This is a genomic window from Paraburkholderia aspalathi (assembly GCF_905220735.1).
Taxonomy (GTDB): Bacteria; Pseudomonadota; Gammaproteobacteria; order Burkholderiales; family Burkholderiaceae; genus Paraburkholderia; species Paraburkholderia aspalathi.
In genome coordinates this window covers 1037865-1060639 of sequence record NZ_CAJNBA010000001.1, presented here as the reverse complement: position 1 = coordinate 1060639, position 22775 = coordinate 1037865, and the positions used below count along the sequence as shown (strand labels likewise).

Here is a 22775-nt window from a genome sequence, read left to right as displayed (position 1 = left end):
GAACCCGGCCCGATTGAGCGCTCAGGCAACGGCAATCACCAGGCGCGGGCCCTGCGTTCTATCGGAACTGCAGCGGTATAAACAAGCTTATGCCAGGTGCCGACTCCGGAGCATAGACCACGGGTGGCGGCGCATACACATAGTCCTGGTTGTCGTAATAGTCGCCGCGACGGTGGTCATTGCCGGGATGTTGATAGGCGTGCCGGTTGCCATGGTCCGACTGATGCCCTTGGTTATGCTGATAGTTGTTATTCGCGCCATGCTGCTCCTGGCCCTCGTGATTACCGTTGCCGTTGCCTTCGCCATAGGCAGGCGCCATGGACATGCCGCCAATGGCCAACGCCAGACCAACTGCAATCGAGATTCCGGTCTTCACCGAGCCCCTGCAAGCGGCTCTCACTCTTTGGATCTTCATGATGTACTCCTGTCTGCGATCCGGGACCTTACTGAGGTGCCAGTCCGCTTCCCGTTGCGGGTGTCTTGAGATCACCCTTTCTTTGCGGCGTGGTGGTGGTCAGTCTGGAAAATCAGATCAGCGTTCTTCTTCTGAACGTCCGACATGCTGTCGTAGAGTGCCTGAAACGCCGGAGTGAGCTTTCTGATGCCGTCCGCATGGGCATCGGCAATCTGGCCATAGGACTTGAGATCGTCGACAGCGGTCATGTTGTTGGCCTGACTGGTTCGTGCCTGTCTGAGCGAGTCCATCGTTCCCGCATTGTCACGCATGACCTGTGCGACTTTTTGCCAAAGTTCTTCCTGCGCCGCGGTGATCTGAAGCCTCGTGTGGAGTCCACTGATACGCGTATCGATCTGGCTGTGGGCCGCAACGGTCATCACGCTTGCACGTGGTTGAGTCTGGGTGGGAGTGGCAGCGCTCGCCGGATTGGCGAATGCCGTTATCGCGAGAAAAACCGCTATCGCGAACGCCGGCGCGGGTCGCCGTTGGAATGGGGTGGCAACGAGTCTCATGATCGGTCTCCAAAGGAGTTCGATGGACTCGCGAAGGGATTATCGTCAGTGCGGCGAATTCGATCGAACAGATCATTTGTGCGCTGACTCCCGACGGGCGTCTGTCCGGTGCCGTACCGACTCCTTCCTCCATTGAGGTCATGCTGTCGCGATGGAAGCAGCGCTCAAGGAGCGAGGTGATGAACAAAGACCAGATGCAGGGATGGATAAGAGAGATCACGGGCAAGCTGCGTACCGGCCTCGGCAAGACTATCGGAAACCGGAGGGTCGCGTGGAGGGGGCGCGTCGAGCAGGTCGTCGGCAAGACGCAGGCATCGTATGGCGATGCCAAGGCGCGCTTCAGGAAACGCTAATAATCGACCGATGCGCCGCGCGGTGCATTACGTTGCGCGCCATGACCCCACTCCTCCGCTCCGCTTAAAGCCGGGTGACGTCGACGATAGCATCGGCAAATGCCTTCGGCGCTTCCTGTGGCAAGTTATGTCCGATGCCGCCGTCGATCGTCCGGTGCTGATACTTGCCGGTGAATTTCGTCGCGTAGGCTGCCGGCTCGGGATGCGGTGCGCCGTTGGCGTCGCCCTCCATCGTGATGGTCGGAACCGAAATGGTCGGCCCTTTCGCGAGCCGCGCTTCGAGTTCGTCGTATTGCGGCTCGCCCTTGACCAGACCCAGACGCCAGCGATAGTTGTGAATCACCACCGCGACGTGATCGGGATTCTTGAAGGACTCAGCCGAGCGGTCGTACGTCGCATCGTCGAAATTCCATTTCGGCGACGCGAGACGCCAGATCAGCTTGTTGAAGTCTTGGCGGTTCGCTTCGTAACCTGCACGGCCACGCTCCGTGGCGAAATAGAATTGATACCACCAGGCCAGCTCAGCCTTCGGCGGCAGCGGCGCCCGGTTGGCTTCCTGACTGCCGATCAGATAACCGCTGACCGACACCATCGCCTGGCATCGCTGCGGCCACAGCGCAGCGATAATATTCGCCGTACGCGCGCCCCAATCGAAAGCGCCAAAGATGGCTTTGTCGATCTTCAATGCATCCATCAACGCGATGATGTCGACGGCAACCACCGCTTGCTGACCGTTGCGCAGCGTATCCGCGGATAAAAACCGTGTCGACCCATAGCCCCGCAGATACGGCACGATGACGCGATAGCCAGCGGCTGCCAGCAACGGTGTGACTTCGGCGAAGCTGTAGATATCGTAGGGCCAGCCGTGCAGCAGGATCACCACCGGTCCATTCTGCGGACCCGCTTCTGCATAACCCACGTTGAGGGTTCCGGCGTTGACCTGGCGAATGTTGTCGAACGAAACGACACGCGTTGCACTGTTTGTACTCGTCGACTGCGCCTTGGCGAGCCCGCTCAAACCCAACTCCATCAAGCTGATACCAGCAACTGTCGTCCCAAGCAGACGACGACGTCGAGTATTGATCTGATCCGGCATCGCGGATTCTCCTCAAAGGTTAGCTACAGAAGCGCAGGGCGTGTCCAGCCTGCGAAGCCAGACGATCTGGCCTGGAATCATTAAAGCCCGTGGACGTATCTGGCGTGTGTCTGCGAAAAGCGCCAGTGAAACGCTATGTATTTACCGACGGTGCAGATACGTTGAGATACAGAGACGGGGGGCAGAAGTTAAAGCTCATCGACGAAAAAGTACGGCATACAACGCGATCGGCGAGCGATCGGAATCTAGCCGACGCCTTTCAACACAAGCGTGGCTTCAAGGCCGCCATCGGGCCGGTTCTGCAACGACAATGTCGCGTCCATCGCCAAAGCGAGTTGCCGCGCAATCGCGAGGCCCAAGCCGGTACCGCCGGTTCCGCGGTTGCGCGATCCTTCCAGCCGATAGAACGGCTCGAACACTGCTTCGAGCGACTCGTCCGGAATGCCCGGCCCACGATCGAGCACGGAGACCCTCACGCGCCCGTCCTGAGAGGTAACCCTGATCTCGGCAGCACCACCGAACTTCAGCGCGTTATCGACGAGATTGCCCACGATCCGGCGCAACGCCTGAGGACGCGTCACCAGTGCAGTGTCGATTCGACCGTGCAGCGAAACGTCCTGGCCAGCATCCACGTAGTCGAACACGAGGCTGTCGAACAGCGCGTTCGGATCGATACGCAGGGGCGCCTCGCTGGCGCCGTGCATGGTGCGCGCGTACGTGACGCCTTCCTTGACCATGGTTTCCATTTCCTGCAGGTCCTGCTGCAGCTTGGCGCCCTCTGGGCTCTCGTCCATCACATCGACACGCAAACGCATGCGGGTAATCGGCGTTTGCAGGTCGTGCGAAATCGCCGCGAGGATCTGCAGGCGCTCGGTCATGTACAGCCTGATGCGGTCCTGCATGGCGTTGAACGCCCGCGCCGCGCGCGCCACTTCGTCCGGTCCGTCTTCGGGCAGGCGCTCCACCTTCAGATCGGGGCCCAACGCATCGGCCGCTCGCGCCAAGTGGCTCAACGGGCGCGTTGCCAACCGTACCGCCAGCCAGCAACACGCGGCCAGCACCACCAGTTGCAGCACCAGCAACCACGACAACCACGGCGACAGCGGCGCGCCCGGCATGGGGCGATAGTCGATCGTCAACGGCGTGCCGTCACTCAACTGCAGATGGACCTGCAGGCGGTCCGGATCGCCGGGGACGGCGTTGGCCGTGAGCGGATAGCGCTTGCCGATACCGTCGGCGATGGATTGAGCCACTCTCGCTGAGAGCTTCGCATCCGGAGGCGCGCCGGCGACGCCGGGTCCCAGATTGAACGTATAGGTGCGCCGCGCCAGCCTCGGCAGCCATTCGGCGCGTTCGTTAGCAGGCAAATGATCGAGCAGCGCGACGGAGCTGGTGACCTCGCGTTCGATGTAACCCATCATCACGTTCGTCATGGTCTGGTCCCGCTCCGTCATGGTGAGCCAGACCGACAGCGTTTGCACCAGCGCGAGGCTGACAAAGAGAATCAGGGCGAGCCGCGCGAACAGCGTGCGCGGCCAACGCAGCAATGTATTCAGCTTCATGACGTGCCTTCGATCATCGTCACCGCCGCCGAAAACACATAACCCTCGCTACGCAGCGTCTTGATGTAACGGGGCTCACGCGCAGTGTCCTGCAAGCGCTGCCGCAAACGGCTAACCAGCAGATCGATCGAGCGGTCGAACGCGTCGGCCTGGCGACCTTGAGTCAGATTGAGCAACTGATCCCGTGTGAGCACGCGCTGGGGATGATCGAGGAACACGCGCAGCAAGCGATACTCCGCACCGCTCAAGGCCACCATGGTGCCTTCGGCGTCGAGCAAATGACGCGCGGTGGTGTCGAGACGCCAGTCGCCGAAAGCGATCATCGGTGCAGTTTCCGTCACCTGCATGCCGGGCGGCAGCATCCGCGCGCGGCGCAGCACGGAGCGGATACGCGCCAGCAGTTCACGCACCGCAAACGGTTTGGAGAGGTAATCGTCCGCGCCCATTTCCAACCCGACGATGCGATCCGTCTCCTCGCTGCGGGCGGTCAGCATCAAGACCGGCACCGCGCGAAACTTGCCGGCACGCAATTCCCGGCACAGCACGAGACCGTCTTCGCCGGGCATCATCAGATCGAGCACGATCAGATCAGGCGCGCCCTGCTCGAGGACTGTGCGCATCTGCCGGCCGTTGGCGGCCAACGAAACGCGCATGCCGTTCTTCTCGAGATACGTGGCGAGTAATTCGCGGATGCCGCGATCGTCGTCGACGATCAGGACGTGGTCGGTGGTTTCCATCAACGGATCAATCCTTTCGACGATTGACGCGCACCCGGTTCACGTTGATCAGCGAACAGTGCACGGGGTGCGCCAGTTCCGCCGCCAATCCGCCCGCGAGGAAGGCGAGAATTGTCATGAGCCGTCTCATGCATCCTCCACGACGGACAGGCTGGCGCCATTGGCTACGCTCGCCTCCAGCGTATACGGGTCGACACCCTCCAGGCAACCGATGTTGACCCGCCACAGCTGCGGATCTCTACGCGTCTGATGGAATGGATAAATACCGCAGTGCTTGCAGAAATAGTGCTTCGCCGTGCGCGTATTGAACTGATAAAGCGTCAGCGCTTCCTCACCCTTCAGGATTTTCAGTTCACCCGCGGCAAACGGCGGTGTCATCAGCGCGCCCTTGCGCCGGCACAGGCTGCAATTGCAACGCCCAGCAGGCTGGACATCGGTACGGACTTCAAATTTCACGGTCCCGCAATGACAGGATCCTTGCAGCAGTTCGGTACTCATGTGGCTTCTCCACGGTAGGAATGGCTGCTTTATAGCCTGGTACGCGCGACGCTTTGTATCCCAATGTATCTGGGCGTTCCCCTGACACAAAACATTGCACCCACACCGCTCCGGCGACACAAGCCAGATACGAACGGGCGTTCAAATGCACCCATGCCAACCACTGGAATGCCTGAGGCGGCGTACGGGCCCATGCCCGGATCGCCGCTCTGCTCTCCACTCTGAAAAGGACGCTGACATGCTCTCCCGACTCAAAACCACCGCTACCGTCGCCCTATTCGCCGCCACCGTGGCAGCCGGCGCCGCCGCAATCGCAACGCTCGTTGCAAGTCCCACGGCCAGCGCTGCTGCCGGTCCTGTTGCAAACCAGCTCGACAACAACGCTGCCGCGCCGGAATTTACCGGCATCGATAAATGGGTCAATAGCGATCCCCTGACCTTGCAACAGTTGCGGGGCAAGGTTGTGCTGGTCGACTTCTGGACCTACACCTGCATCAACTGCATTCATGTGCTGCCCTACGTCAAGACCTGGAATCAGAAATACAAGGACCAGGGCCTGGCGGTGGTCGGCGTCCACACACCCGAGTATCCATTCGAGCGCAGCACGGACAACGTCAAATCGGCGATCAAGCGCTTCGGCATTACGTTCCCGGTCGCGCAGGACAATAACTACGCAACATGGCGCGCCTACGACAACCAGTATTGGCCCGCGTTCTATCTAGTCGACAAGAAAGGGCACATTGCCTACACGCATTTCGGCGAAGGCGACTACGAACAGACTGAAGCGAAGATCAAGGCCTTGCTCGCGGAAAACCCGTGATTCGCATCGCAATGTGCCTGGGCTGATCAATCAGTCACGTCCGCCCGGCACGACCTCGCTGCTGAACGCATCCACCGCGCGAATCAGGCTCTGGGCGGCCAGCTTAACCAGCGCGCCGCCCTTCTCCTGAGATGCCTGAGCTGGATCCGAGCCCATCCGTCCATCGGGATAGCGCGCGCGGAAATCGAGTGCCTCGCGAATCGGCCCGGACGGTGCGATCTGCGGGGCGTAGCGAGCTGTTTTGATCGTCTCGGGAAGCGCCCACTGAGTGATGGCAATCTCGGAGGGCGTCGCGTGCACGCCATGCCCTTCGGGAAACTGCTCGCGCGCCAACTCGCCGACGCCTTCGAGATCCCACCAGTTGCATAGCTTCAGTGCGAACCCCAAGCGGCGCCGCGCGAAACTCGCTTCGGCATAAATCTCGGAGAAAGCAGCTTCAATCGACGCGATGTTGCCGCCGTGACCGTTCAGAAACAGGATTTTCTCGAAGCCGTGAACTGCAAGCGAGCGCGTCCAGTCGCCAATGGCCGCAATGAAAGTTGATGGCCGCAACGAGATGGTTCCCGGAAAGCCCAGGTGATGTTGCGCCATGCCGATATTGAAGGTCGGCGCAATCAGGATGTCCGCGCTCTTCTCGGCTTCATGCGCAATGATTTCCGGGCACAACCAGTCGGTGCCCAGAAGACCGGTGGGGCCGTGCTGCTCGTTCGAACCGATAGGAACGACGATCGAACGGCTTCGCTCCAGGTATTGCCCCACTTCGGCCCATGTCGACAGGTGTAAAAGCATTTGAAGTCCTCTGCTTCGCCGTGTCCCGCAGGAACGCGGCGCATTGGGTTGACTGCTGCTCCTCGACGACGCCTGCGGGTGTCTATGGAAGAGCGTCCTTATCCGGATCTGGGCGTGCCCAGATCGCTATTCTGACGGTAATCTGTTCGCGACGAGCAGCGCAGAGCCGCATAGCGCCAGGCCGGCAATTATCAGGAGTCCAAGATGCAGGTTGCCGGTTGCCGTCTTCGCCCAGCCGATGATGGCAGGCCCCCAGAATCCACCGGACAAACCGATCGTATTGATCAAGGCAATACCGCCCGCTGCCGCATCGCCCTTGATGTATTCAGAGGGGATGGCCCAAAACACCGTGTACGCCATCCACAACATCGTCGTGGTAAGCGTCAACAGGACGAGCGTCGCGACGAGGTTACCGTCCATCAAAACCGACAGGGACAGCAAGACCGCGGCGAGCAGCGCCGGCACCGAGCTGTGATAGCGCCGTTCGCCACGTGTGTCCGATCTGCGCCCGATGAAATACATGCCGAAAGCGGCTCCAACGTACGGAATCGCCGAGTACCAGCCGAGCCGGATCGTATCGTTGACGCCTTGCGACTTCACGATGGTCGGCAGCCAGAAGCTCATGGCATAGATCGACGCAATGATGCAGAAGTACGCGCACGCCAGCAGGTAGACCTTGGGGTTGCGCAACACAGCCTTGAACGAGTGATCCCCAGCCGGTGTCGCCACGAGTTCGGCCTCGAGCAGGCGCTTCTCGTCATCGCTCAGCCAGTTGGCCTGCGCGGGCCGATCCGACAGAACAAACAGCGTCAGCCCGCCCAGCACAATGCACGGCAAGCCTTCGGCGAGAAACATCCACTGCCAGCCGGCGAGACCCGCTGTACCGGCGAAGGTAGTCATCAGCCAGGCCGAGACGGGGCCGCCGACAATACCGCCGATTGGCCCAGCGAGAAAAACGATCGCGATGGCCCGAGCCATACGCGAGGGACCGTACCAACGCGACAGGTAAAAGATCATGCCCGGCGCGAAACCCGCTTCGAAGATACCGAGCAGAAAGCGCATTCCGTAGAACATATGCACGTTGCGCACGAACAGCATGCAAGCCGATGTGATGCCCCACAACACCAGGATGCGGCAAAAGGTTTTCCGTGCGCCGACTCTCGGCAGCATGAGGTTGCTCGGCAACTCGAACAGCACGTAGCCCAGAAAGAAGATCCCGGCGCCCACACCGTAAGCGGCATCGGAAAAGCCAAGATCGCTTTGCATCTGCAGCTTGGCAAAACCGACGTTGACTCGATCCAGATAAGCGAACAGATAACAGATCAGAAGAAACGGCAATAGCCGCCAGTTCAGCCTGTCATAGAGCGCGGAAACATCGTCCCCGTCGATGGTGGTTTGAATTGCTGCCATGCCTGTCTCCCTGTTCACCGTTCTGTTCGGCTCGCCTTCCGGATGAATAGTGGCGACGCCCAGCCGAACCAGCAACAGCAACTAAGTTCACGTATCGTTGCTCACAGGGCAACGACAGCCATGAAAGGACAGCCGACATGCGAGAAATCAACCAGCAACGCCTCCGGTATTTCCATGAAGTGCTGGCGCACGGCACGATCCGTGGCGCCGCGGATAGCCTCAACACGTCCCCCTCCGTTATTACGCGGCAGATCAAGCTGCTGGAAGACGAACTCGGCGTGATGCTGTTCGAGCGCCAGGCCCGCGGCGTCAAGCCCACTGAGTCGGCGGCGCATCTGCTCGAGTTCTGGAGAGGGTACCGGTCACAGCAGGAGAAACTGGAAGACCAGCTTCATGCTTTGCAGGGCCTCCAGCAAGGCCATGTTCAACTGGCCATCAGCGAAGGCTATGTCGATGCGCTGGTCGACGAAGTGCTCACCCCGTTTTGTGCGCGCTATCCCAAGCTGGACATCGGCGTGGAGATCCTGGCGGTCGACGATGTGCTGAATGAAGTGGCCGAAAGCCGCGCGCATATCGGTCTTGCCTATAATCCGCCGCCGCATTCGCGCATCGAATATCGCGCAAGTTCAGCGCAACCTGTCGTTCTGCTGGTTCGCCCGGAGCATCCGCTGGCCGTGAGAGGCGGCCCGGCAAGCATCGAAGACGTGCTCGCCTACCCGCTTGCGTTGATGCCGGCCACCTTCGGAATCGGCCACGCGGCAAAGATGTTGGCGTTCGCCGAGAACATCGAGATTCGTGCGACGCTCACCACGAATTCGCTAAGCGCGCTCAAGCGCTTCGTCGCGTCAGAAGACTTCGTGACGCTCGTTGGCGAATTCGCCGCGTATCGGGAGATTGCGGCGGGCGAATTGACCGTCGTGCCGATCGACCATCCCCTGTTCCGCGGTATCAAGGCGCGGCTGCTCGTCAAATCCGGCAGGCCGCTCGCGGCCGCCCCGCAGGAGATGCTCGAATGGATCCTGCGCCACATGACCATGTTCGCGGAGCCGGATAACGCCTAGCGCGTCGACGCATTCGCATCTGGCCCTGCTGGCGGAAAACCCGTGATTCGTATCGCAATGTATCTGGGCCTCCAGGTGATACAGAACATTGCAATTGCCCCGGTTTCTCGACACAAGTCAGATACGTCGGGACGTTCTAATGCATCAACGCCGGATGCAAGACACAAGCAAATCGCAGATGACTGATCGAATTGCTGCCCTTGCTCCTGACATCGCGGCGCCTTCCTTTTAATTGATTGGTTCACGGAGAATGATATGAAAACCTCAATGATCGCTTTGGCATTCGCTGCATTCGCTACCGCTGGCTTCGCTCACGCGTCCGAAGCTCCTGCAACAACCGGTGCTCAATCGGCCGCCCCGCAAGTGCAGCAATGGAACCCGAGCCAAACTGGCGCAACGCAGAAGACCCGCGCAGAGGTCCGCCACGAACTGGTGCAAGCCCAGCAGGATGGTCAGCTCGCGCAGCTCAGCAGCTTGTATCGCGGCAGCTGATTATCTGAGCTCCATCGATTGGACTATGCTTCCAATACGGTAAGTAATCCTCTTGGTTCAAGATCCTTCGTACGATCCACAACGCCCACACTGAGCACGCTCGGCGTGGGCGTATCGCGTTCAATCGCTCGTAGGACCACGCTGCCATTGATCGGGAACCTCGCTTTGTCGCCCATCGGAAATGCCATGTCAGACACCATCCTTCCCCAATCGCCGTCTCGCCGTCGTTTTGTTAGTGTGGCAGCGGCGGCCGTTGCCGCGGGCTCGCTGAGTCAGCTCGCTTTTGCAGAAACGAATCAAGCGATTACTGAAATTGCCAAGCCGGCCGGCGGCGACAAGACCGCTATTCGTCCACTTCGCGTGCATGTGCCGGAATCGCAACTGATCGACTTGCGCAGGCGCATCAAAGCCACAAGGTGGCCTGACCGCGAAACCGTTACGGATGACTCGCAAGGCGTGCCGCTCGCGATGATTCAGGAATTCGCGCGCCATTGGGCGACCGATTACGATTGGCGCAAGTGCGAGGCGAAGCTGAATTCGCTGCCGAATTTCGTGACCGAGATCGACGAACTGGACATTCATTTCATCCACGTTCGCTCGAAACATGAAAATGCGATGCCGCTCATCGTCACGCACGGGTGGCCCGGCTCGGTCATCGAGATGTTGAAGGTTATCGATCCGCTGACCAATCCCACGGCATACGGCGCAAGCGCGTCGGATGCTTTTCATCTGGTCATTCCGTCTTTGCCGGGCTACGGATTTTCCGGAAAACCCACCACGACCAGCTGGGGTCCTGAGCGCACCGCCCGTGCCTGGGTCGTACTCATGAAGCGCCTTGGATACGAGAAATTCGCGGCGCAAGGCGGCGATCTGGGTGGCGTCGTCGCGAATGTGATGGGTAAGCAGGCGCCGCCGGAATTGCTGGGCATCCACGTCAACTTCCCTGCGACCGTTCCGCCCGAGATTGCAAAGGCGCTCGCCGCCGGCGATCCGCCGCCATCCGGTCTCTCGGACGATGAAAAGCACGCTTACGAGCAGCTAAGCAGCGCGGCCAAGAAACGGCGTGCCTACGCATTGGAGATGGGAACACGCCCGCAAACGCTCTACGGACTGGCGGACTCGCCGGTTGGACTGGCAAGCTGGCTGCTCGATCACGGCGACGGGTATGTTCAGCCGGCGGCGGCGCTGACTTCGGCCGTGTTCGGGCGACCCGTCAATGGAGAATCCGCAGGCGATCTGACACGGAACGATCTCCTCGACGACATCACGCTCTACTGGCTGACGAACACGGGGATTTCCGCGGCGCGCTTCTATTGGGAGTCCCACTTCAACTTCCTCGCCGCCGCCGATGTATCCGTGCCGGCAGCCGTGAGCGTCTTTCCCCGCGAGAACTATCAGGCCCCGCGAAGCTGGACGGAGCGGGCGTATCACAACCTCATCTATTACAACAGGCTCGATAAAGGCGGACACTTTGCGGCATGGGAACAGCCGCAATTATTTGCCGAAGAGGTTCGTGCCGGTTTGAGAACGCTGCGCAACTAGCGGATCATTCCCCGCTTTGGCCCGACTTGATCCGATTGTTGCGCAGCGTCACGATCGCCTCAGTGCGGGCCCTCTCCGTCTTCCGGTTACGATCCTCGGTCTTCCGTTCGCATCAGTACCGAACGCTGCTTGCGGTGACCAGGGGCAACGCTTGCGTCGGCTGTCCGTCGACCGTGGCGCCGGCGAAGATAAAACTCGGCGAAAGATGAGCATTGATATCTGCGGGGAAGTTGAGCGCGGGCTTCGACACTTCGTCGAGCATCGCGATCTGCGCAGCGCTGAGCTCGAGGTCCAGCGCAGTCAAGTTGGTCCGCAGTTGATCGATACGTCGTGCGCCGACGATCGTCGAGGTCACGCCGCGCCGTTGGTGAACCCATGCGAGCGCGACCGCGGCGGGGCTCACCTGAAGTTCGGCTGCGACCGTCACAAGCATGTCGATCACCGGAAACTCCTTGTCACCCGGCACACCGACAAGCGCCGAGCGTTCCGACTTCACAGCTTGAGTGTTTTCGCGCGTGTATTTGCCCGACAACCAGCCGTTCTTCAACGGACTCCATGGCATGACACCTATGCCGAGTTCTTCGGCCATCGGTATCAGTTCGCCTTCGGCTGTCCTCTCCAGCAGCGAATACTCGACTTGCATCGCAATGATCCGGTTCCAGCCGCGAAACTGCGCCATGGTCTGCGCTTGCGCGACCTTCCAGGCCGGTGTGTCGGAGATTCCGATGTAGCGAATCTTTCCGGAGGCGACCAGATCGTCGAGTGCGCGCATCGTCTCGTCGATCGGTGTGGTCCTGTCCCAGTTGTGAATCCAGTAGAGGTCGATGTAATCCGTCTGCAGGCGGCGCAACGACGCTTCGCATTGTTCGACCATCGCTTTGCGTCCGGCGCCTCCGCCGTTCGGATCGCCAACGTGCAGGTTGCCGACAAACTTCGTCGCAATGACGCTGCGATGACGACGGTCCTTGCGCGCCGCAAAGAAGTCTCCGATGATTTTTTCCGAATGGCCTAGCGTATAGATGTTGGCCGTATCGATGAAATTCCCACCGCGCTCCAGGTACTCCGAAAGTATGGCTTCGGATTCGGCGGAGCTCGTGCCCCAACCCCAGTCTTCACCGAAGGTCATCGTCCCAAGACAAAAGGGACTCACGCGCAGCCCAGAGGATCCGAGTGTGACGTATGAATCGAGCGACATAAAGTTTCTCCTGGAAAATGAGCCGACTGGCTAGCTCCAATGAGACCATCGCACGGGTGCGGCACGGTAGACCGAAACGCGCAAGCTCTTGCACAATCCTCTCAGATTGGATCGATTCGGGCAGATCCGCTTGCGCTTTCATCGCTCACTAGGATACGTTTGAGTTATGGATACGCTCGCTGAACTTCGCACCCTGATTGGCCGCCATGCTGTCGACGACGTGACGGCAACAAGCCTGCCCGGGGTCATCGTGTCGGTGTCGACCGCCCAAACGCACTCGGTTCATCGCATCTACGAGCCAGTCTTCGCTCTGGTCGCCCAGGGCGCAAAGCGCGCGACCCTCGGCGACCAGTTCCTCGAATATCACGCGGGACAATGTCTGGTCGTGACCGTCGATCTCCCAATGTCCGGACACGTGATCGAAGCGAGCGTGAAAAAGCCGTTTCTGGCAGTGGGCCTGAAGTTGAAACCCGCGACTATCGCTTCATTGTTGCTCGACACCGCATCGGACGCACCTGTGGCGATGAACCCGTTCGGCGCGGCTGTCGGCGAAGCGACGCCCGAACTGCTTGATCCATTTGTGCGGCTGCTGCGGTTGCTTGAGCATCCGGAAGACGTGCCCGTTCTCGCGCCGATGATCGAGCGCGAAATCTTGTGGCGGATACTCACAGGAAGCCAGGGTGCGCTGCTGCGGCAGGTCGGCCTTGCCGACAGCCGTCTGTCGCACGTCGGGCGCGCGATTCGCTGGATCCGCATGCATTATGCGGAGATGCTTCACACCGAAGAGCTCGCGGAGCTGGCGGCGATGAGCGTGTCCTCATTCCATCGGCACTTTCGCGCCGTCACCGCCATGAGCCCGCTGCAGTATCAGAAGCAGATCAGGCTTCAGGAAGCCCGCACACAACTGCTGACCACGTCGAAGGACATTGCCAGCGTGGGGATGAGCGTTGGTTATGACAGCGCCTCCCAATTCAGCCGTGAGTACAGCCGGCTGTTCGGAAGACCGCCGGGGAAGGATGCGGAGCGGCTGCGATCGTCGGCCATGCAGGGAGGTGGTGCAACTGCGTGATCGTGAGTGACTTCAACGTCGATTTCTAATAATCATCACTTTTTGGTCGGTTAACCGCGAAAATTCAACGTAAACGGCAAAAATTTGCCTGTTAACTGCGACTTGCCTTGCCGCACTGAACATCAACCGGTAAAATATCACCGTTTATCGGTGAATTTAAAGGATAACCGGCGAAATGTTGCTCTTTGATCTCGCTACCGCAGATGAAATTGCGCTTGAGCTGGGTCACCGGCTACGCGCGCAGCGCCTCGCCCAGAATCTGCAGCAGAGTGAACTGGCCTCCCGTGCAGGGGTGTCGGAACGCGTGGTACGTAACCTCGAGCGTACCGGGAAGGCAACGCTTGAGAGTCTTCTCCGGGTAGCTATGGCGCTTGGGCTGACCGGCTCGCTGTCGCCTCTATTCGAATACAAACCGAACTCCATTCGCGCGATGGAGCAGGCGAGCGCCACGCGCGAACGAGCTTCCCGGAGGTGACGATGAAAAAACTGAGCGTCGTCTACGCCGGCTGGAGCGAGCGCTTCGAACTGGGCAAGCTCGGGGACGACGGAACAAACCTGATATTCGAGTACTCTTCCGAAGCGCTGCAACGCGGTCTCGAGCTTTCGCCCTTGCATCTGGCATTGCGTCAGCAGGCCTACGATAGTTTCCCGGACTACCAGTTCCGCTTGCCAGGGCTCGTTTCTGATGCCCTGCCCGACGGCTGGGGCATGCTACTAATGGACCGTCTCTTTCGGCAGCGGGGTTGGGAGCCTGCGCGGATGTCCCCGCTCGACCGTCTTGCGTTCATTGGCGAGAAGGCAATGGGTGCTCTTGTTTTTGAGCCGACTCAGGGAGACGATCTTCAACCTTCAGATGTGCAACTGATCGAGCTTGCCCGGGAGGTCCGCGAAGTGATGACGGACGGCAGTACCGAGTTGCTGCGTGAACTCGTCCTGATGGGCGGTTCACCTCACGGCGCCCGCCCTAAAGTGCTGGTCAACTTCGACCCGCACAGTGGCCGCATGTCGAATTCGGAGCAGAGTGCCGGCACGCCCTGGCTGGTCAAATTTCCTGCCCAGTACGACCACAAGGAAGTGTGCGCAGTCGAGGCGCTGTATGCCGTGCTTGCGCAAGCGTGTGAAATTCCGGTGCCGGCAACAAGGTACTTTGACCTCGGCCCCCGTCTTTCAGCATTCGGCATCGAGCGTTTCGACCGGTCTGGCGCTCAGCGCGTGCCAATGCACACCGCTGCCGGCGCGCTGAACGCCAACTTCCGATATCCATCGATTGACTATGGTTCGCTTCTGAAATTGACTCGCTTCATTACGCGGGACGAGCGTGAAGTGTTGCGGGCCTTTGAACGCTGTGTGTTTAATGTGGTGTTCAACAATCGGGACGACCACACAAAAAACTTTTCGTTCCGCCTGTCTGCGCAGGGGCAGTGGCAATTCTCACCGGCTTACGACTTGACCTTCAACGAAGGGCCGGGTGGCGAGCATCAAATGGACGTGTGCGGCGAGAGCCGTGAGCCGGCGCGTAAGCATCTATTGCAGCTTGCCAACCTGACGGGTGTACCGGCCCGTGCCGCGGAGGCGGTCATTGAACGCACTGCGGATGTGGCCAGCCGGTTTCGGGATCAAGCGAAGAGTTTTTCCATTCGGCGCGCAACGGTAAGCCTGATCGCAGGCAAGATAGAAACGAACCGCTCGCGCATGCTGTGAGGCAAGATCGATGATCAAGCACACTGACAGCACTCGCACTCGCCGCACACATCGGACCCGACATGGAAATCAAGTGGATTGAGGACTTCATTGCGCTCTCCCAGTATCAGAGCTTCTCGCGGGCGGCGGAATTTCGGAATGTCACCCAGTCGGGCTTCAGCAGACGCATTCAGTCGCTTGAGCAGTGGGTGGGCGCGGACCTCATCGACCGAAGCAGCTTCCCTCCCACGCTGACGCCTGCCGGACAACTGTTTCGCGAGGCAGCGGTAGATATTCTTGGGAAGCTATTCGATACGCGAGCCATCATTCGCATCGACCAACGTATGGCGGGCAAAGGCTTGCAGATTGCAGCAGGCCACACGATCGCGCTAAGTTTCCTGCCTGCCTGGTTAAAAGCGCTCACTGCCCGTTTCGGCGAGGTACGTGCCCGGGTAATACCCACCAATGTCCACGACTCCATCCTGATGCTCGTGAACGGCAACTGTGAATTGATGTTTGCCTATCATCACCCGGAACTGCCTCTCCACCTCGACCCGATCAGGTACGAGCATCTCACCGTAGGTGTCGATGTACTGATGCCAGTCTGCAGGCCGAATCCGCGTGGCGCGCCGATATTCCGGTTGCCGGGCACGGCCGCGCGTCCCTTGCCGTTGATTACGTACACGGAAACCAGCTATTTCGGCCGCTGCCTCGCACTCCTCCTCGGCCGGGTCGACGCAACCCCAGCTTTGCGGCCTCACTACGAATCCGACATGGCCGAGGTCCTCAAGAAACTGGTCCTGGAAGGCGAAGGCGTTGCCTGGCTGCCAAAAAGCTCGATCGGCGCCGAGCTCGAGGCGGGCGAACTCGTCCCTGCCGGCCGGGATACGTGGCATCTCGAGGTTGAACTTCGCGTCTACCGGGATGCCTCGAATCGCAGTGAGTTTCTGGACACGCTCTGGCGCCACCTTCGCGCCGAATCGCAGGCTGTCGATTAAGGGTAATCCCGCGTTATGCGAGTCTCGCATATCCCCATGCAGGACCCGCATTGAGTCTTTTTTGATCATCTCTATCATCCGTCCATACACAGAAACGTCGCTCCTCTAGCGGCGTTTTTGCCTCCTGCCAGCGTACGGTGGTCGCGTCAGACCGTTGTGCGCCTTCTCGGACTGATGGAAATGAAAAACCGCCTAACGTTCTATATTGTGGTCGGCATGGTGCTCGGCGTGATTGTCGGTTACGTGTGCCATCGGACCGTAGCCGATGCTGCGGAAGCCAAGACAATCTCCGGCTACTTCTCAATCATTACCGACATCTTCTTGCGCCTCGTGAAGATGATTATCGCGCCGCTCGTCTTCGCTACGTTGGTGTCCGGACTCGCCGGAATGGAAGGGACGAGCGACGTGCGCAGAATTGGCTTCAGGTCGGTGGGATGGTTCGTGTGCGCGTCGCTCTTCTCGCTCGCGCTTGGCCTCGTCCTGGCGAACGCGCTGCAGCCCGGCGCCGGCTTGCATATGACGCAGACCAGTTCCGATGTCGCCACCGGCCTCAACACCGCGGGGCTGAACTTCAAGGACTTCGTCACGCACGCGTTCCCTTCCAGCATCATCGATGCGATGGCTCGGAATGACATTCTTCAAATCCTCGTCTTTTCCGTGCTGTTTGGTGTGGTGCTGAGTGCCATCAAAACGGACCCGCGCGTCACGCCGTTGATCGCCGGCATCGATGCACTCGTCCCCGCGATGCTGAAGCTGACCGACTATGTGATGCGGCTCGCTCCGATTGGTGTCTTCGGCGCGCTTGCCTCCGCGATTACGGTGCACGGCCTGGACGTGTTGACCACCTACGGCAAGCTCGTCGGAAGCTTCTATCTCGGTCTCGTCCTGCTGTGGGCTGTGCTCATCCTCGTTGGTCATGTTTTTCTGGGCAAATCGATCTGGAAGTTGTTGAAAGCGGTCCGGGAACCCGCGATGCTCGCCTTCTCTACTGCAAGCAGTGAAGCTGCTTATCCGCGTCTGACCGAGAAGCTTGAACAGTTCGGTATCGACAAGAAGGTCGTCGGCTTCACCTTGCCACTCGGCTACGCGTTCAACCTCGACGGATCGATGATGTACCAGGCGTTTGCCGCGATCTTTATCGCGCAAGCCTTCGGCATCGACATGCCGCTCAGCGCTCAAATCATGATGTTGCTGGTGCTTATGTTGAGCAGCAAGGGAATGGCCGGTGTCGCAAGAGGTTCCGTGGTGGTGGTTGCGGCCGTTGCCCCGATGTTTCATCTGCCGCCGTCCGGCGTGGTGTTGATCCTCGCCATCGATCAGATTCTCGATATGGGGCGAACCGCCACGAACGTGATCGGTAACAGCATCGCGACGGCCGTGATTGCGAAGTGGGAGGCCAAGCGGGTTGCCCGGCAGAACGACGCAGAGAACAACGTTGTTCTGGGCCAACTGCAAGGCGAAGCAAAATGATCAGCGCAAACGTGCTGAGCGGGAAAAAATTCGGTGTGGTGGGCGGCCTGGGTCCACTGGCGAGCGCGGATGTCTTTTTCAAGCTCGTCAAATCGACGCCCGCCTCGAGCGATGCCGAACACGTCGATGTCATTTTCGAGCAGCATCCCTTCCGAAGCGCGGCCATAGGAAGCGAGGCGACGACTCAACGGAAACTGTACATTTTCGACATGATTAGCGGTTTCGAGAAGAGGGGTGTGACGACTGTCGTACTCCCCTGCTTTCTCAGCCACACGTTTATCGACGAATTGAAGGCTAACTCGCCTTTGCAGATCGTCGATATGGTGGAAGCCGTCCGCAGCCACGTCCGAAGAAAATTTCCGGCTGCACGGCGAATCGGCGTGCTGACCTCGGACTACACCCATCGAAAGGGGTTATTCGAGAAGTATTTCGCGGAGCCGGAATTTGAAGTCATTCATCCCCGCCCGCGCGACAGTGTCGACCTCATCACCGAAGCCGTCTACGGCGCGAACGGCATCAAGAGCGGAAATCTGTCTGGCCGGCCCGTCGCGCTTCTGCGCGAGGCGTGCGAGGACCTCATCGCGCAAGGCGCACAAATCATCGTGCCGGGTCTGACGGAGATTGCGCTCGTGGCGGAGGAAATGGGCTCATTTCGAGTACCGCTGATCGATTCGAATCTTGCGTATGCGCAGTATGTGATCGCGGGTGAATACGGTTTGCCCGAATCCATTTTCAAAGTGGGCGTGGTCGGTGGAGTTGGGCCTGCAGCGACGGTGGACTTCATGCAGAAGATCGTACGCAATACGCCGGCGAATCGGGATCAGGACCATATCAGGCTTCTGATCGAACAGAATCCGCAGATTCCAGACCGCACAGAAAACCTGATCGGTGACGGGCCCGACCCGACTATTTCGCTTTACGCGACCTGCAAGAAGCTCGAGTCGGGCGACGCGGACCTCATCGCGATTCCGTGTAACACCGCTCACGCATTTGTCGAACGCATTCAACCGTATCTGGGAATACCGATCGTCAACATGCTGACGGTGACGGTCCGCCATCTGCGCGAAACGTTTCCGCTTCTGCGCTCCGTTGGCGTGCTGGCCACCTCCGGCACGATCGCAAGCGGCGTCTATGAAAAGGCCCTCGAATCGCAGGGTTTGCGGCAAATCGTTCCGAACGCGGAATTGCAGGCCCGCGTGATGGATGCGATCTACGGCAAGGAAGGGGTAAAAGCCGGATTCACTACCGGGCAATGCCTCGACGACATTGCCGCTGCCATTGACGGGCTCATAGCGGAGGGCGTCGAGGTCATCGTCCTCGGATGTACCGAGTTGCCGCTTTTATTGCCACAGACGAGTTTCGTGGGCACGACTGGCGCACGCGTGAGTCTTGTCGATCCAACCGATGTCCTTGCACAGCAATGCGTGGCTCTCGCGACAGCGGCTGCGGAACGCCCTGTTTCTTTGCGCTGTTAAATCCTTGTAGGAGACCACGCTATTGCCGATGGAGCAAACGGCAACTAACCCAGGCAAGGTTCAGCAGCCCTTCTCGGCAACCTTTTGAGCGTGGTCCGGCAAGCTCTGATTAGTTGCGCGCGCCGCTACGCGGCGAGCGCAGCGTCCACAGCAGGCAGATAGCTGTTGAAGCCGGCTTCCACGAGCGCTGCACGCACACGCTCGAGTTCGCGCTGTGTTTCTTCACCAGCGTAGTTTTGCTGCGCACGAACGAGGACACGGCCGCGCGCCACAAACAGGTCCGCCCACGGCAGCGGCTCGGCGCGTGTATAGCTTTCGAGGGCAGCGACATAGCGCAGTGCGCCAGCCGCATCGCCGGCGGACAGCATCGCTTCGATGGCGTCACGATAGAACCACAGATGATTGTGACCCACCGCGCCGCGCTCCAACATGTCGGCACCTTCGGCGAGCAGACGCGTGCGTTCGCCGTCGTCCTCGACGGCACGGCTCAGTGCGCCCACCGCCTTGGGCGCGCTGAACTGCGTGCCCACCTCGCGGCACAGCGCCAGCGCTTCACGCAACAACGCCGTGGCCTCACGCCGATGGTCGGTCGCGAGCAGCACGCGTGCCCGCATTTCCATATTTTGTGCCTCGAAGCGGCGAGCGCCCAGTTGACGGATGATCAGCGTCTCGCGCTCGAGATGGGCGAGCGTAGCCTGCATGTCGCCCAATTCGTAGCTTGCAAAGACACCCAGCGTTTCGCACAGCATCTGTGCACGTGGCTGCCCGACCAGCGCAGCAGTGCGTGCAGCGCCGCTGACGTCCTCGTGCGCCGGACGTGCCTCGTTAAGATAGATCCTGCTAAAGCCCGCCATCGAACGATTCGCGACCTCGATGCGGCCGAAGCCGTGTTCGCGGCTTAGCGTAACGCACCGGCTGAAGTGCTCGAAAGCAGTGCGCATGCGCCCTTGCGCGTAGGCCGCATCCGCAAGGCCGCCAAGCGCGCGCGCCTCCGCTTCCGGCGCGCCGAGGCGCTGGGCATAGGCGAGCCCGCGCTCATGTTCGGTACGACAATCGTCGATCCTGCCGAGCGGAAAGAAGATGTTGCCGCGCAGGTGATGCAGGCGCGCGAGTTCAGGTACCTGATCCAGGCGTTGCGCTACTTGCTGGGCCGCATCGAGCAGTGCGAGGGCTTCGGCGAGGCCTTCGCTCACCCGCAGACCTTCGGCGAGCCCAAGCTGGGACTGGCAGAGACTCGCTTCGTCTGGAGCGGCAGCCACCGCCGCACGGTACGTCGCGATCGATGCGGCGATGTCGCCGAGATCTCGCTGGAGTTCGCCCCTGAAACAGATCAGCGCGTGGCGATCCCTGTCTGTTTGCGCGATTTGCAGACCTCGCTCGACGAGCCGCAATGCCGCGTCGGCAAAGTAGGCCGCGCGTTGTGCGATCGCAGCGTCGAGGTAGGCCCGCGGTGCACGCTCGTCCTCGGCGCGGTCGAGATGCTGGGCGCGCAGTACGGGGTCCGTCGCCGCAAACCAGTCGGCGGCGAGGCGATGCAACTCGCGCCGGCGTGCCCGCAGCAGTGTCGAGTACGCGCTCTCCTGGATGAGCGCGTGAGCAAACAGAAAATCCTCGCCCTCCGGTAAGACGAGTGCGTTGGCGACAAGCCCGTGACAGACATACTCCGGTGCATCGATCAGCCGCCGCAGCAAGGGGAGGCCAAAGCGCTGCCCGATGACCGCGGCAGCCTGGAAGGCCTCGCGGTCGCGCGCGGTCAACCGGTCCATGCGCGCCAGCACGAGGCTCTGGATCGTCGCGGGGACCGCCTCCTCACTCCCTTCTTCGGCGTTATGCAGGAGCTGTTCGAGGAACAGCGGATTGCCGCCGGCTCGCTCGATGCAGGCACGCGCAATACGTTCGGTCGCATCGATAAAGCTGCCGGCAAGATTCAGAGCCTCGTCGCGGCGCAATGGGCCAAGGTCGATCGTGGCGAAGGGCGTGCCGCGGCAACCTGCCCGCCATGCCGCGTCGAGCGGGTCGCCGTCCACGCGCGAAGTCATCACCAGCAGGCCCGGGCCGTTCGCGATCGCTACGGCGAAGGTGGCCAGGTAACCGAGCACCTGCGGATCCGCCCAGTGAAGGTCTTCCACGACAATCATGGTCGGCCCGTGCCGGCAGGCATCCTGCACGATCGCCGCGGCAACCGTGCGCTTGCCGCGCGTCCGGGCGGTGTTGTCCATCGCGTTGTACAGCGTGCGCCACTCGCCGGTTTGCGCAAGATCGAGGAGGTCGTGGAGGAACATCAACTGATCGGGGCCGACGGCACTGGCCGCGGCAAACCGCTCGGCTGCCGCGCGCCGCTCGTCGGAGCCGGCTGCGGGCGGCAGGCCCAGCAGACTGCCGACGATGGTGCGAATGGGGTCTTGGCCTTTGCCCACGCCGAAATCCAGCACGAGGCCGCGGTGGCCGCCAAAGCCCAGCGTTTCGACGAAACGGCGCATTTCGTCGACGAGCCGCGTCTTGCCGATGCCCGCCTCACCGCGGACATAAACAACGTGGCCGGCTCGCTGCTCGAGACATGTGCGGGCGACGCCCTTGAACTGCTCGAGTTCAGCCTTGCGGCCGACAAACACGCTGCGGCTCGCCATGACGGGTTCAAAGGCGAGACCCCGCAGACGCCACACCTGCACCGGCGAATCGATGCCCTTGAAGCGCATTGCGCCGACGGCGTCGCTCATCACGCCATCGCCCAGCGCGCGATGCACGCTATCGGAGAGCAGCGTTTCGCCGGGGCCGGCGGCGGCAACCAGCCGGGCGGCGAGGTTCACGGAGTCGCCGAGCACCGTGTAGTCCTGAACATCCGCGCGCTCGAGCGGCCCCGCGACCACCTCGCCGCTGGCGATGCCCACATGCGCCCTCAACGGAGGCGCGCCCTGCTCTCCCAGTCCGTTAAGTGCCTCATGAATCTCCAGCGCGGCACGCGCCGCGCGCAGCGGATCAGTATCGTGTGCGCGCGGTGCACCGAAGATAGCCATCACGGCATCGCCGATGTGCTTGTCGATCGTGCCGCCGTAACCGAGGACGATCCCATCGACCAGCGCGGTGTAACGACCTGTCAACTCGCGCAATTCTTCAGGATCGAGCGTCTGCGACAGCGCAGTGAAACCACACAGATCGGCGAAGAGGATGGTGACTTGCCGGCGCTCGCTGGCGGGTGCATTCACGGCGGGCGGCGCTGTGCACAATGCAGCGCCGCGCTGCTCGGCAATCGCCGCCAGCAGGCGCTTGCGGTGGCCGAGCGAGAGGACGCCGAGCTCTTTCAGGTCCGCGTCGTCGAGCTGTGCCAGCATCGCGAGATCGATGTCGTTCCCGGCAAATGCGGGTGCGTATTGCTCAAGCCCCAATGCATGCAGCCACTGATCGATATCCATCACCGCCGCCCAATCCGGTGCGTGTGCGAACACGCATGCTGCGTCGCAACTCATTGCGGTGCGGGTCGTCGAACCGTATGCCCGAACCGGGCCGCGTGGCACGAACAATCATACGAATCGGCGCACCGCCTGGTGCCGCGCTGCGACTG

General features: G+C 60.7%; 21 protein-coding genes. 11 read left to right on the top strand and 10 right to left on the bottom strand.

The features are described 5' to 3' along the window. Positions 1-58 precede the first annotated feature (58 nt). On the bottom strand, positions 59-415 hold the full coding sequence (locus KHO30_RS04685; RefSeq protein ID WP_211700180.1) for a hypothetical protein: 357 nt from the start codon (positions 413-415) through the stop codon (positions 59-61). A gap of 71 nt (positions 416-486) precedes the next feature. Further along, on the bottom strand, positions 487-969 hold the full coding sequence (locus KHO30_RS04680) for a Spy/CpxP family protein refolding chaperone (protein ID WP_244179478.1): 483 nt from the start codon (positions 967-969) through the stop codon (positions 487-489). 179 nt (positions 970-1148) lie between these two features. Between KHO30_RS04680 and KHO30_RS04675 the strand changes: the two genes are divergently transcribed. Beyond that, positions 1149-1322: a CsbD family protein gene (locus KHO30_RS04675; RefSeq protein WP_093641666.1), complete on the top strand. Its 174-nt coding sequence runs from the start codon at positions 1149-1151 to the stop codon at positions 1320-1322. A gap of 64 nt (positions 1323-1386) precedes the next feature. Here the strand turns inward: KHO30_RS04675 and KHO30_RS04670 are convergent, their stop codons facing one another. The 4 genes from KHO30_RS04670 to KHO30_RS04655 all read right to left on the bottom strand — a co-directional run bounded on the left by KHO30_RS04670 (position 1387) and on the right by KHO30_RS04655 (position 5215). Next, the gene (locus KHO30_RS04670) at positions 1387-2418 is read right to left on the bottom strand and encodes an alpha/beta fold hydrolase (protein WP_211700179.1); all 1032 of its coding nucleotides are present in this window, start codon (positions 2416-2418) and stop codon (positions 1387-1389) included. 245 nt (positions 2419-2663) lie between these two features. Next, the gene (locus KHO30_RS04665; protein WP_211700178.1) at positions 2664-3980 is read right to left on the bottom strand and encodes an ATP-binding protein; all 1317 of its coding nucleotides are present in this window, start codon (positions 3978-3980) and stop codon (positions 2664-2666) included. Beyond that, positions 3977-4717 carry a response regulator gene (locus tag KHO30_RS04660; protein WP_093641654.1) on the bottom strand — a complete coding sequence of 247 codons (741 nt, stop codon included), beginning with the start codon at positions 4715-4717 and terminating at the stop codon, positions 3977-3979. Before KHO30_RS04660 ends, KHO30_RS04665 begins: the two co-directional genes overlap by 4 nt. Before the next feature lie 126 nt (positions 4718-4843). Next, complete coding sequence (locus KHO30_RS04655) at positions 4844-5215, bottom strand: GFA family protein (protein WP_054033507.1); 372 nt, start codon at positions 5213-5215, stop codon at positions 4844-4846. Between the two features lie 238 nt (positions 5216-5453). Between KHO30_RS04655 and KHO30_RS04650 the strand changes: the two genes are divergently transcribed. After that, entirely contained in the window at positions 5454-6035 is a 582-nt protein-coding gene (locus KHO30_RS04650; RefSeq protein ID WP_211700177.1) for a thioredoxin family protein, read from the top strand. A 30-nt stretch (positions 6036-6065) separates the two neighbouring features. On the opposite strand, the gene KHO30_RS04645 is transcribed toward KHO30_RS04650, so the two are convergent. After that, the gene (locus KHO30_RS04645; protein ID WP_211700176.1) at positions 6066-6824 is read right to left on the bottom strand and encodes a creatininase family protein; all 759 of its coding nucleotides are present in this window, start codon (positions 6822-6824) and stop codon (positions 6066-6068) included. Positions 6825-6950: 126 nt separating this feature from the next. Then, entirely contained in the window at positions 6951-8234 is a 1284-nt protein-coding gene (locus KHO30_RS04640; protein WP_211700175.1) for an MFS transporter, read from the bottom strand. A 137-nt stretch (positions 8235-8371) separates the two neighbouring features. Here KHO30_RS04640 and KHO30_RS04635 point away from each other — a divergent pair, with 137 nt between their 5' ends. The 3 genes from KHO30_RS04635 (at position 8372) to KHO30_RS04625 (ending at position 11329) form a co-directional block, all read left to right on the top strand. Then, entirely contained in the window at positions 8372-9295 is a 924-nt protein-coding gene (locus KHO30_RS04635; protein WP_211700174.1) for a LysR family transcriptional regulator, read from the top strand. 255 nt (positions 9296-9550) lie between these two features. Further along, complete coding sequence (locus tag KHO30_RS04630; protein ID WP_211700173.1) at positions 9551-9787, top strand: DUF4148 domain-containing protein; 237 nt, start codon at positions 9551-9553, stop codon at positions 9785-9787. Positions 9788-9973: 186 nt separating this feature from the next. Further along, positions 9974-11329 carry an epoxide hydrolase family protein gene (locus KHO30_RS04625; protein ID WP_211700172.1) on the top strand — a complete coding sequence of 452 codons (1356 nt, stop codon included), beginning with the start codon at positions 9974-9976 and terminating at the stop codon, positions 11327-11329. 112 nt (positions 11330-11441) lie between these two features. On the opposite strand, the gene KHO30_RS04620 is transcribed toward KHO30_RS04625, so the two are convergent. Then, complete coding sequence (locus KHO30_RS04620; RefSeq protein ID WP_244863941.1) at positions 11442-12524, bottom strand: aldo/keto reductase; 1083 nt, start codon at positions 12522-12524, stop codon at positions 11442-11444. A 166-nt stretch (positions 12525-12690) separates the two neighbouring features. On the opposite strand from KHO30_RS04620, the gene KHO30_RS04615 reads away from it, so the two are divergent. The 6 genes from KHO30_RS04615 to cuyB all read left to right on the top strand — a co-directional run bounded on the left by KHO30_RS04615 (position 12691) and on the right by cuyB (position 19216). After that, positions 12691-13593, top strand: coding sequence for an AraC family transcriptional regulator (locus tag KHO30_RS04615; protein WP_211700171.1), 903 nt, complete (start codon positions 12691-12693; stop codon positions 13591-13593). Between the two features lie 175 nt (positions 13594-13768). Next, the gene (locus KHO30_RS04610; protein ID WP_234486737.1) at positions 13769-14068 is read left to right on the top strand and encodes a helix-turn-helix domain-containing protein; all 300 of its coding nucleotides are present in this window, start codon (positions 13769-13771) and stop codon (positions 14066-14068) included. A 2-nt stretch (positions 14069-14070) separates the two neighbouring features. Then, positions 14071-15294 carry a type II toxin-antitoxin system HipA family toxin gene (locus KHO30_RS04605; RefSeq protein ID WP_093641624.1) on the top strand — a complete coding sequence of 408 codons (1224 nt, stop codon included), beginning with the start codon at positions 14071-14073 and terminating at the stop codon, positions 15292-15294. 62 nt (positions 15295-15356) lie between these two features. Continuing rightward, entirely contained in the window at positions 15357-16271 is a 915-nt protein-coding gene (locus KHO30_RS04600; protein ID WP_200619695.1) for a LysR substrate-binding domain-containing protein, read from the top strand. 180 nt (positions 16272-16451) lie between these two features. After that, positions 16452-17741 (top strand): dicarboxylate/amino acid:cation symporter, encoded by a 1290-nt coding sequence (locus KHO30_RS04595; RefSeq protein ID WP_211700170.1) that lies wholly within the window; start codon positions 16452-16454, stop codon positions 17739-17741. Further along, positions 17738-19216, top strand: a complete 1479-nt coding sequence (gene cuyB, locus KHO30_RS04590) for a cysteate racemase (RefSeq protein ID WP_211700169.1) — start codon at positions 17738-17740, stop codon at positions 19214-19216. The genes KHO30_RS04595 and cuyB overlap by 4 nt, the downstream gene beginning before the upstream one ends. Before the next feature lie 125 nt (positions 19217-19341). Here cuyB and KHO30_RS04585 read toward each other — a convergent pair whose 3' ends face one another. Continuing rightward, on the bottom strand, positions 19342-22680 hold the full coding sequence (locus tag KHO30_RS04585) for an adenylate/guanylate cyclase domain-containing protein (protein WP_244863940.1): 3339 nt from the start codon (positions 22678-22680) through the stop codon (positions 19342-19344). Positions 22681-22775: the final 95 nt, after the last annotated feature.

Excerpts from the sequence above, each read along its gene's own strand:
- KHO30_RS04685 (WP_211700180.1), bottom strand. The coding sequence starts at position 415 with ATGAAGATCCAAAGAGTGAGAGCCGCTTGCAGGGGCTCGGTGAAGACC.
- KHO30_RS04680 (WP_244179478.1), bottom strand. The coding sequence starts at position 969 with ATGAGACTCGTTGCCACCCCATTCCAACGGCGACCCGCGCCGGCGTTC.
- KHO30_RS04675 (WP_093641666.1), top strand. The coding sequence starts at position 1,149 with ATGAACAAAGACCAGATGCAGGGATGGATAAGAGAGATCACGGGCAAG.
- KHO30_RS04670 (WP_211700179.1), bottom strand. The coding sequence starts at position 2,418 with ATGCCGGATCAGATCAATACTCGACGTCGTCGTCTGCTTGGGACGACA.
- KHO30_RS04665 (WP_211700178.1), bottom strand. The coding sequence starts at position 3,980 with ATGAAGCTGAATACATTGCTGCGTTGGCCGCGCACGCTGTTCGCGCGG.
- KHO30_RS04660 (WP_093641654.1), bottom strand. The coding sequence starts at position 4,717 with ATGGAAACCACCGACCACGTCCTGATCGTCGACGACGATCGCGGCATC.
- KHO30_RS04655 (WP_054033507.1), bottom strand. The coding sequence starts at position 5,215 with ATGAGTACCGAACTGCTGCAAGGATCCTGTCATTGCGGGACCGTGAAA.
- KHO30_RS04650 (WP_211700177.1), top strand. The coding sequence starts at position 5,454 with ATGCTCTCCCGACTCAAAACCACCGCTACCGTCGCCCTATTCGCCGCC.
- KHO30_RS04645 (WP_211700176.1), bottom strand. The coding sequence starts at position 6,824 with ATGCTTTTACACCTGTCGACATGGGCCGAAGTGGGGCAATACCTGGAG.
- KHO30_RS04640 (WP_211700175.1), bottom strand. The coding sequence starts at position 8,234 with ATGGCAGCAATTCAAACCACCATCGACGGGGACGATGTTTCCGCGCTC.
- KHO30_RS04635 (WP_211700174.1), top strand. The coding sequence starts at position 8,372 with ATGCGAGAAATCAACCAGCAACGCCTCCGGTATTTCCATGAAGTGCTG.
- KHO30_RS04630 (WP_211700173.1), top strand. The coding sequence starts at position 9,551 with ATGAAAACCTCAATGATCGCTTTGGCATTCGCTGCATTCGCTACCGCT.
- KHO30_RS04625 (WP_211700172.1), top strand. The coding sequence starts at position 9,974 with ATGTCAGACACCATCCTTCCCCAATCGCCGTCTCGCCGTCGTTTTGTT.
- KHO30_RS04620 (WP_244863941.1), bottom strand. The coding sequence starts at position 12,524 with ATGTCGCTCGATTCATACGTCACACTCGGATCCTCTGGGCTGCGCGTG.
- KHO30_RS04615 (WP_211700171.1), top strand. The coding sequence starts at position 12,691 with ATGGATACGCTCGCTGAACTTCGCACCCTGATTGGCCGCCATGCTGTC.
- KHO30_RS04610 (WP_234486737.1), top strand. The coding sequence starts at position 13,769 with ATGTTGCTCTTTGATCTCGCTACCGCAGATGAAATTGCGCTTGAGCTG.
- KHO30_RS04605 (WP_093641624.1), top strand. The coding sequence starts at position 14,071 with ATGAAAAAACTGAGCGTCGTCTACGCCGGCTGGAGCGAGCGCTTCGAA.
- KHO30_RS04600 (WP_200619695.1), top strand. The coding sequence starts at position 15,357 with ATGGAAATCAAGTGGATTGAGGACTTCATTGCGCTCTCCCAGTATCAG.
- KHO30_RS04595 (WP_211700170.1), top strand. The coding sequence starts at position 16,452 with ATGAAAAACCGCCTAACGTTCTATATTGTGGTCGGCATGGTGCTCGGC.
- cuyB (WP_211700169.1), top strand. The coding sequence starts at position 17,738 with ATGATCAGCGCAAACGTGCTGAGCGGGAAAAAATTCGGTGTGGTGGGC.
- KHO30_RS04585 (WP_244863940.1), bottom strand. The coding sequence starts at position 22,680 with ATGAGTTGCGACGCAGCATGCGTGTTCGCACACGCACCGGATTGGGCG.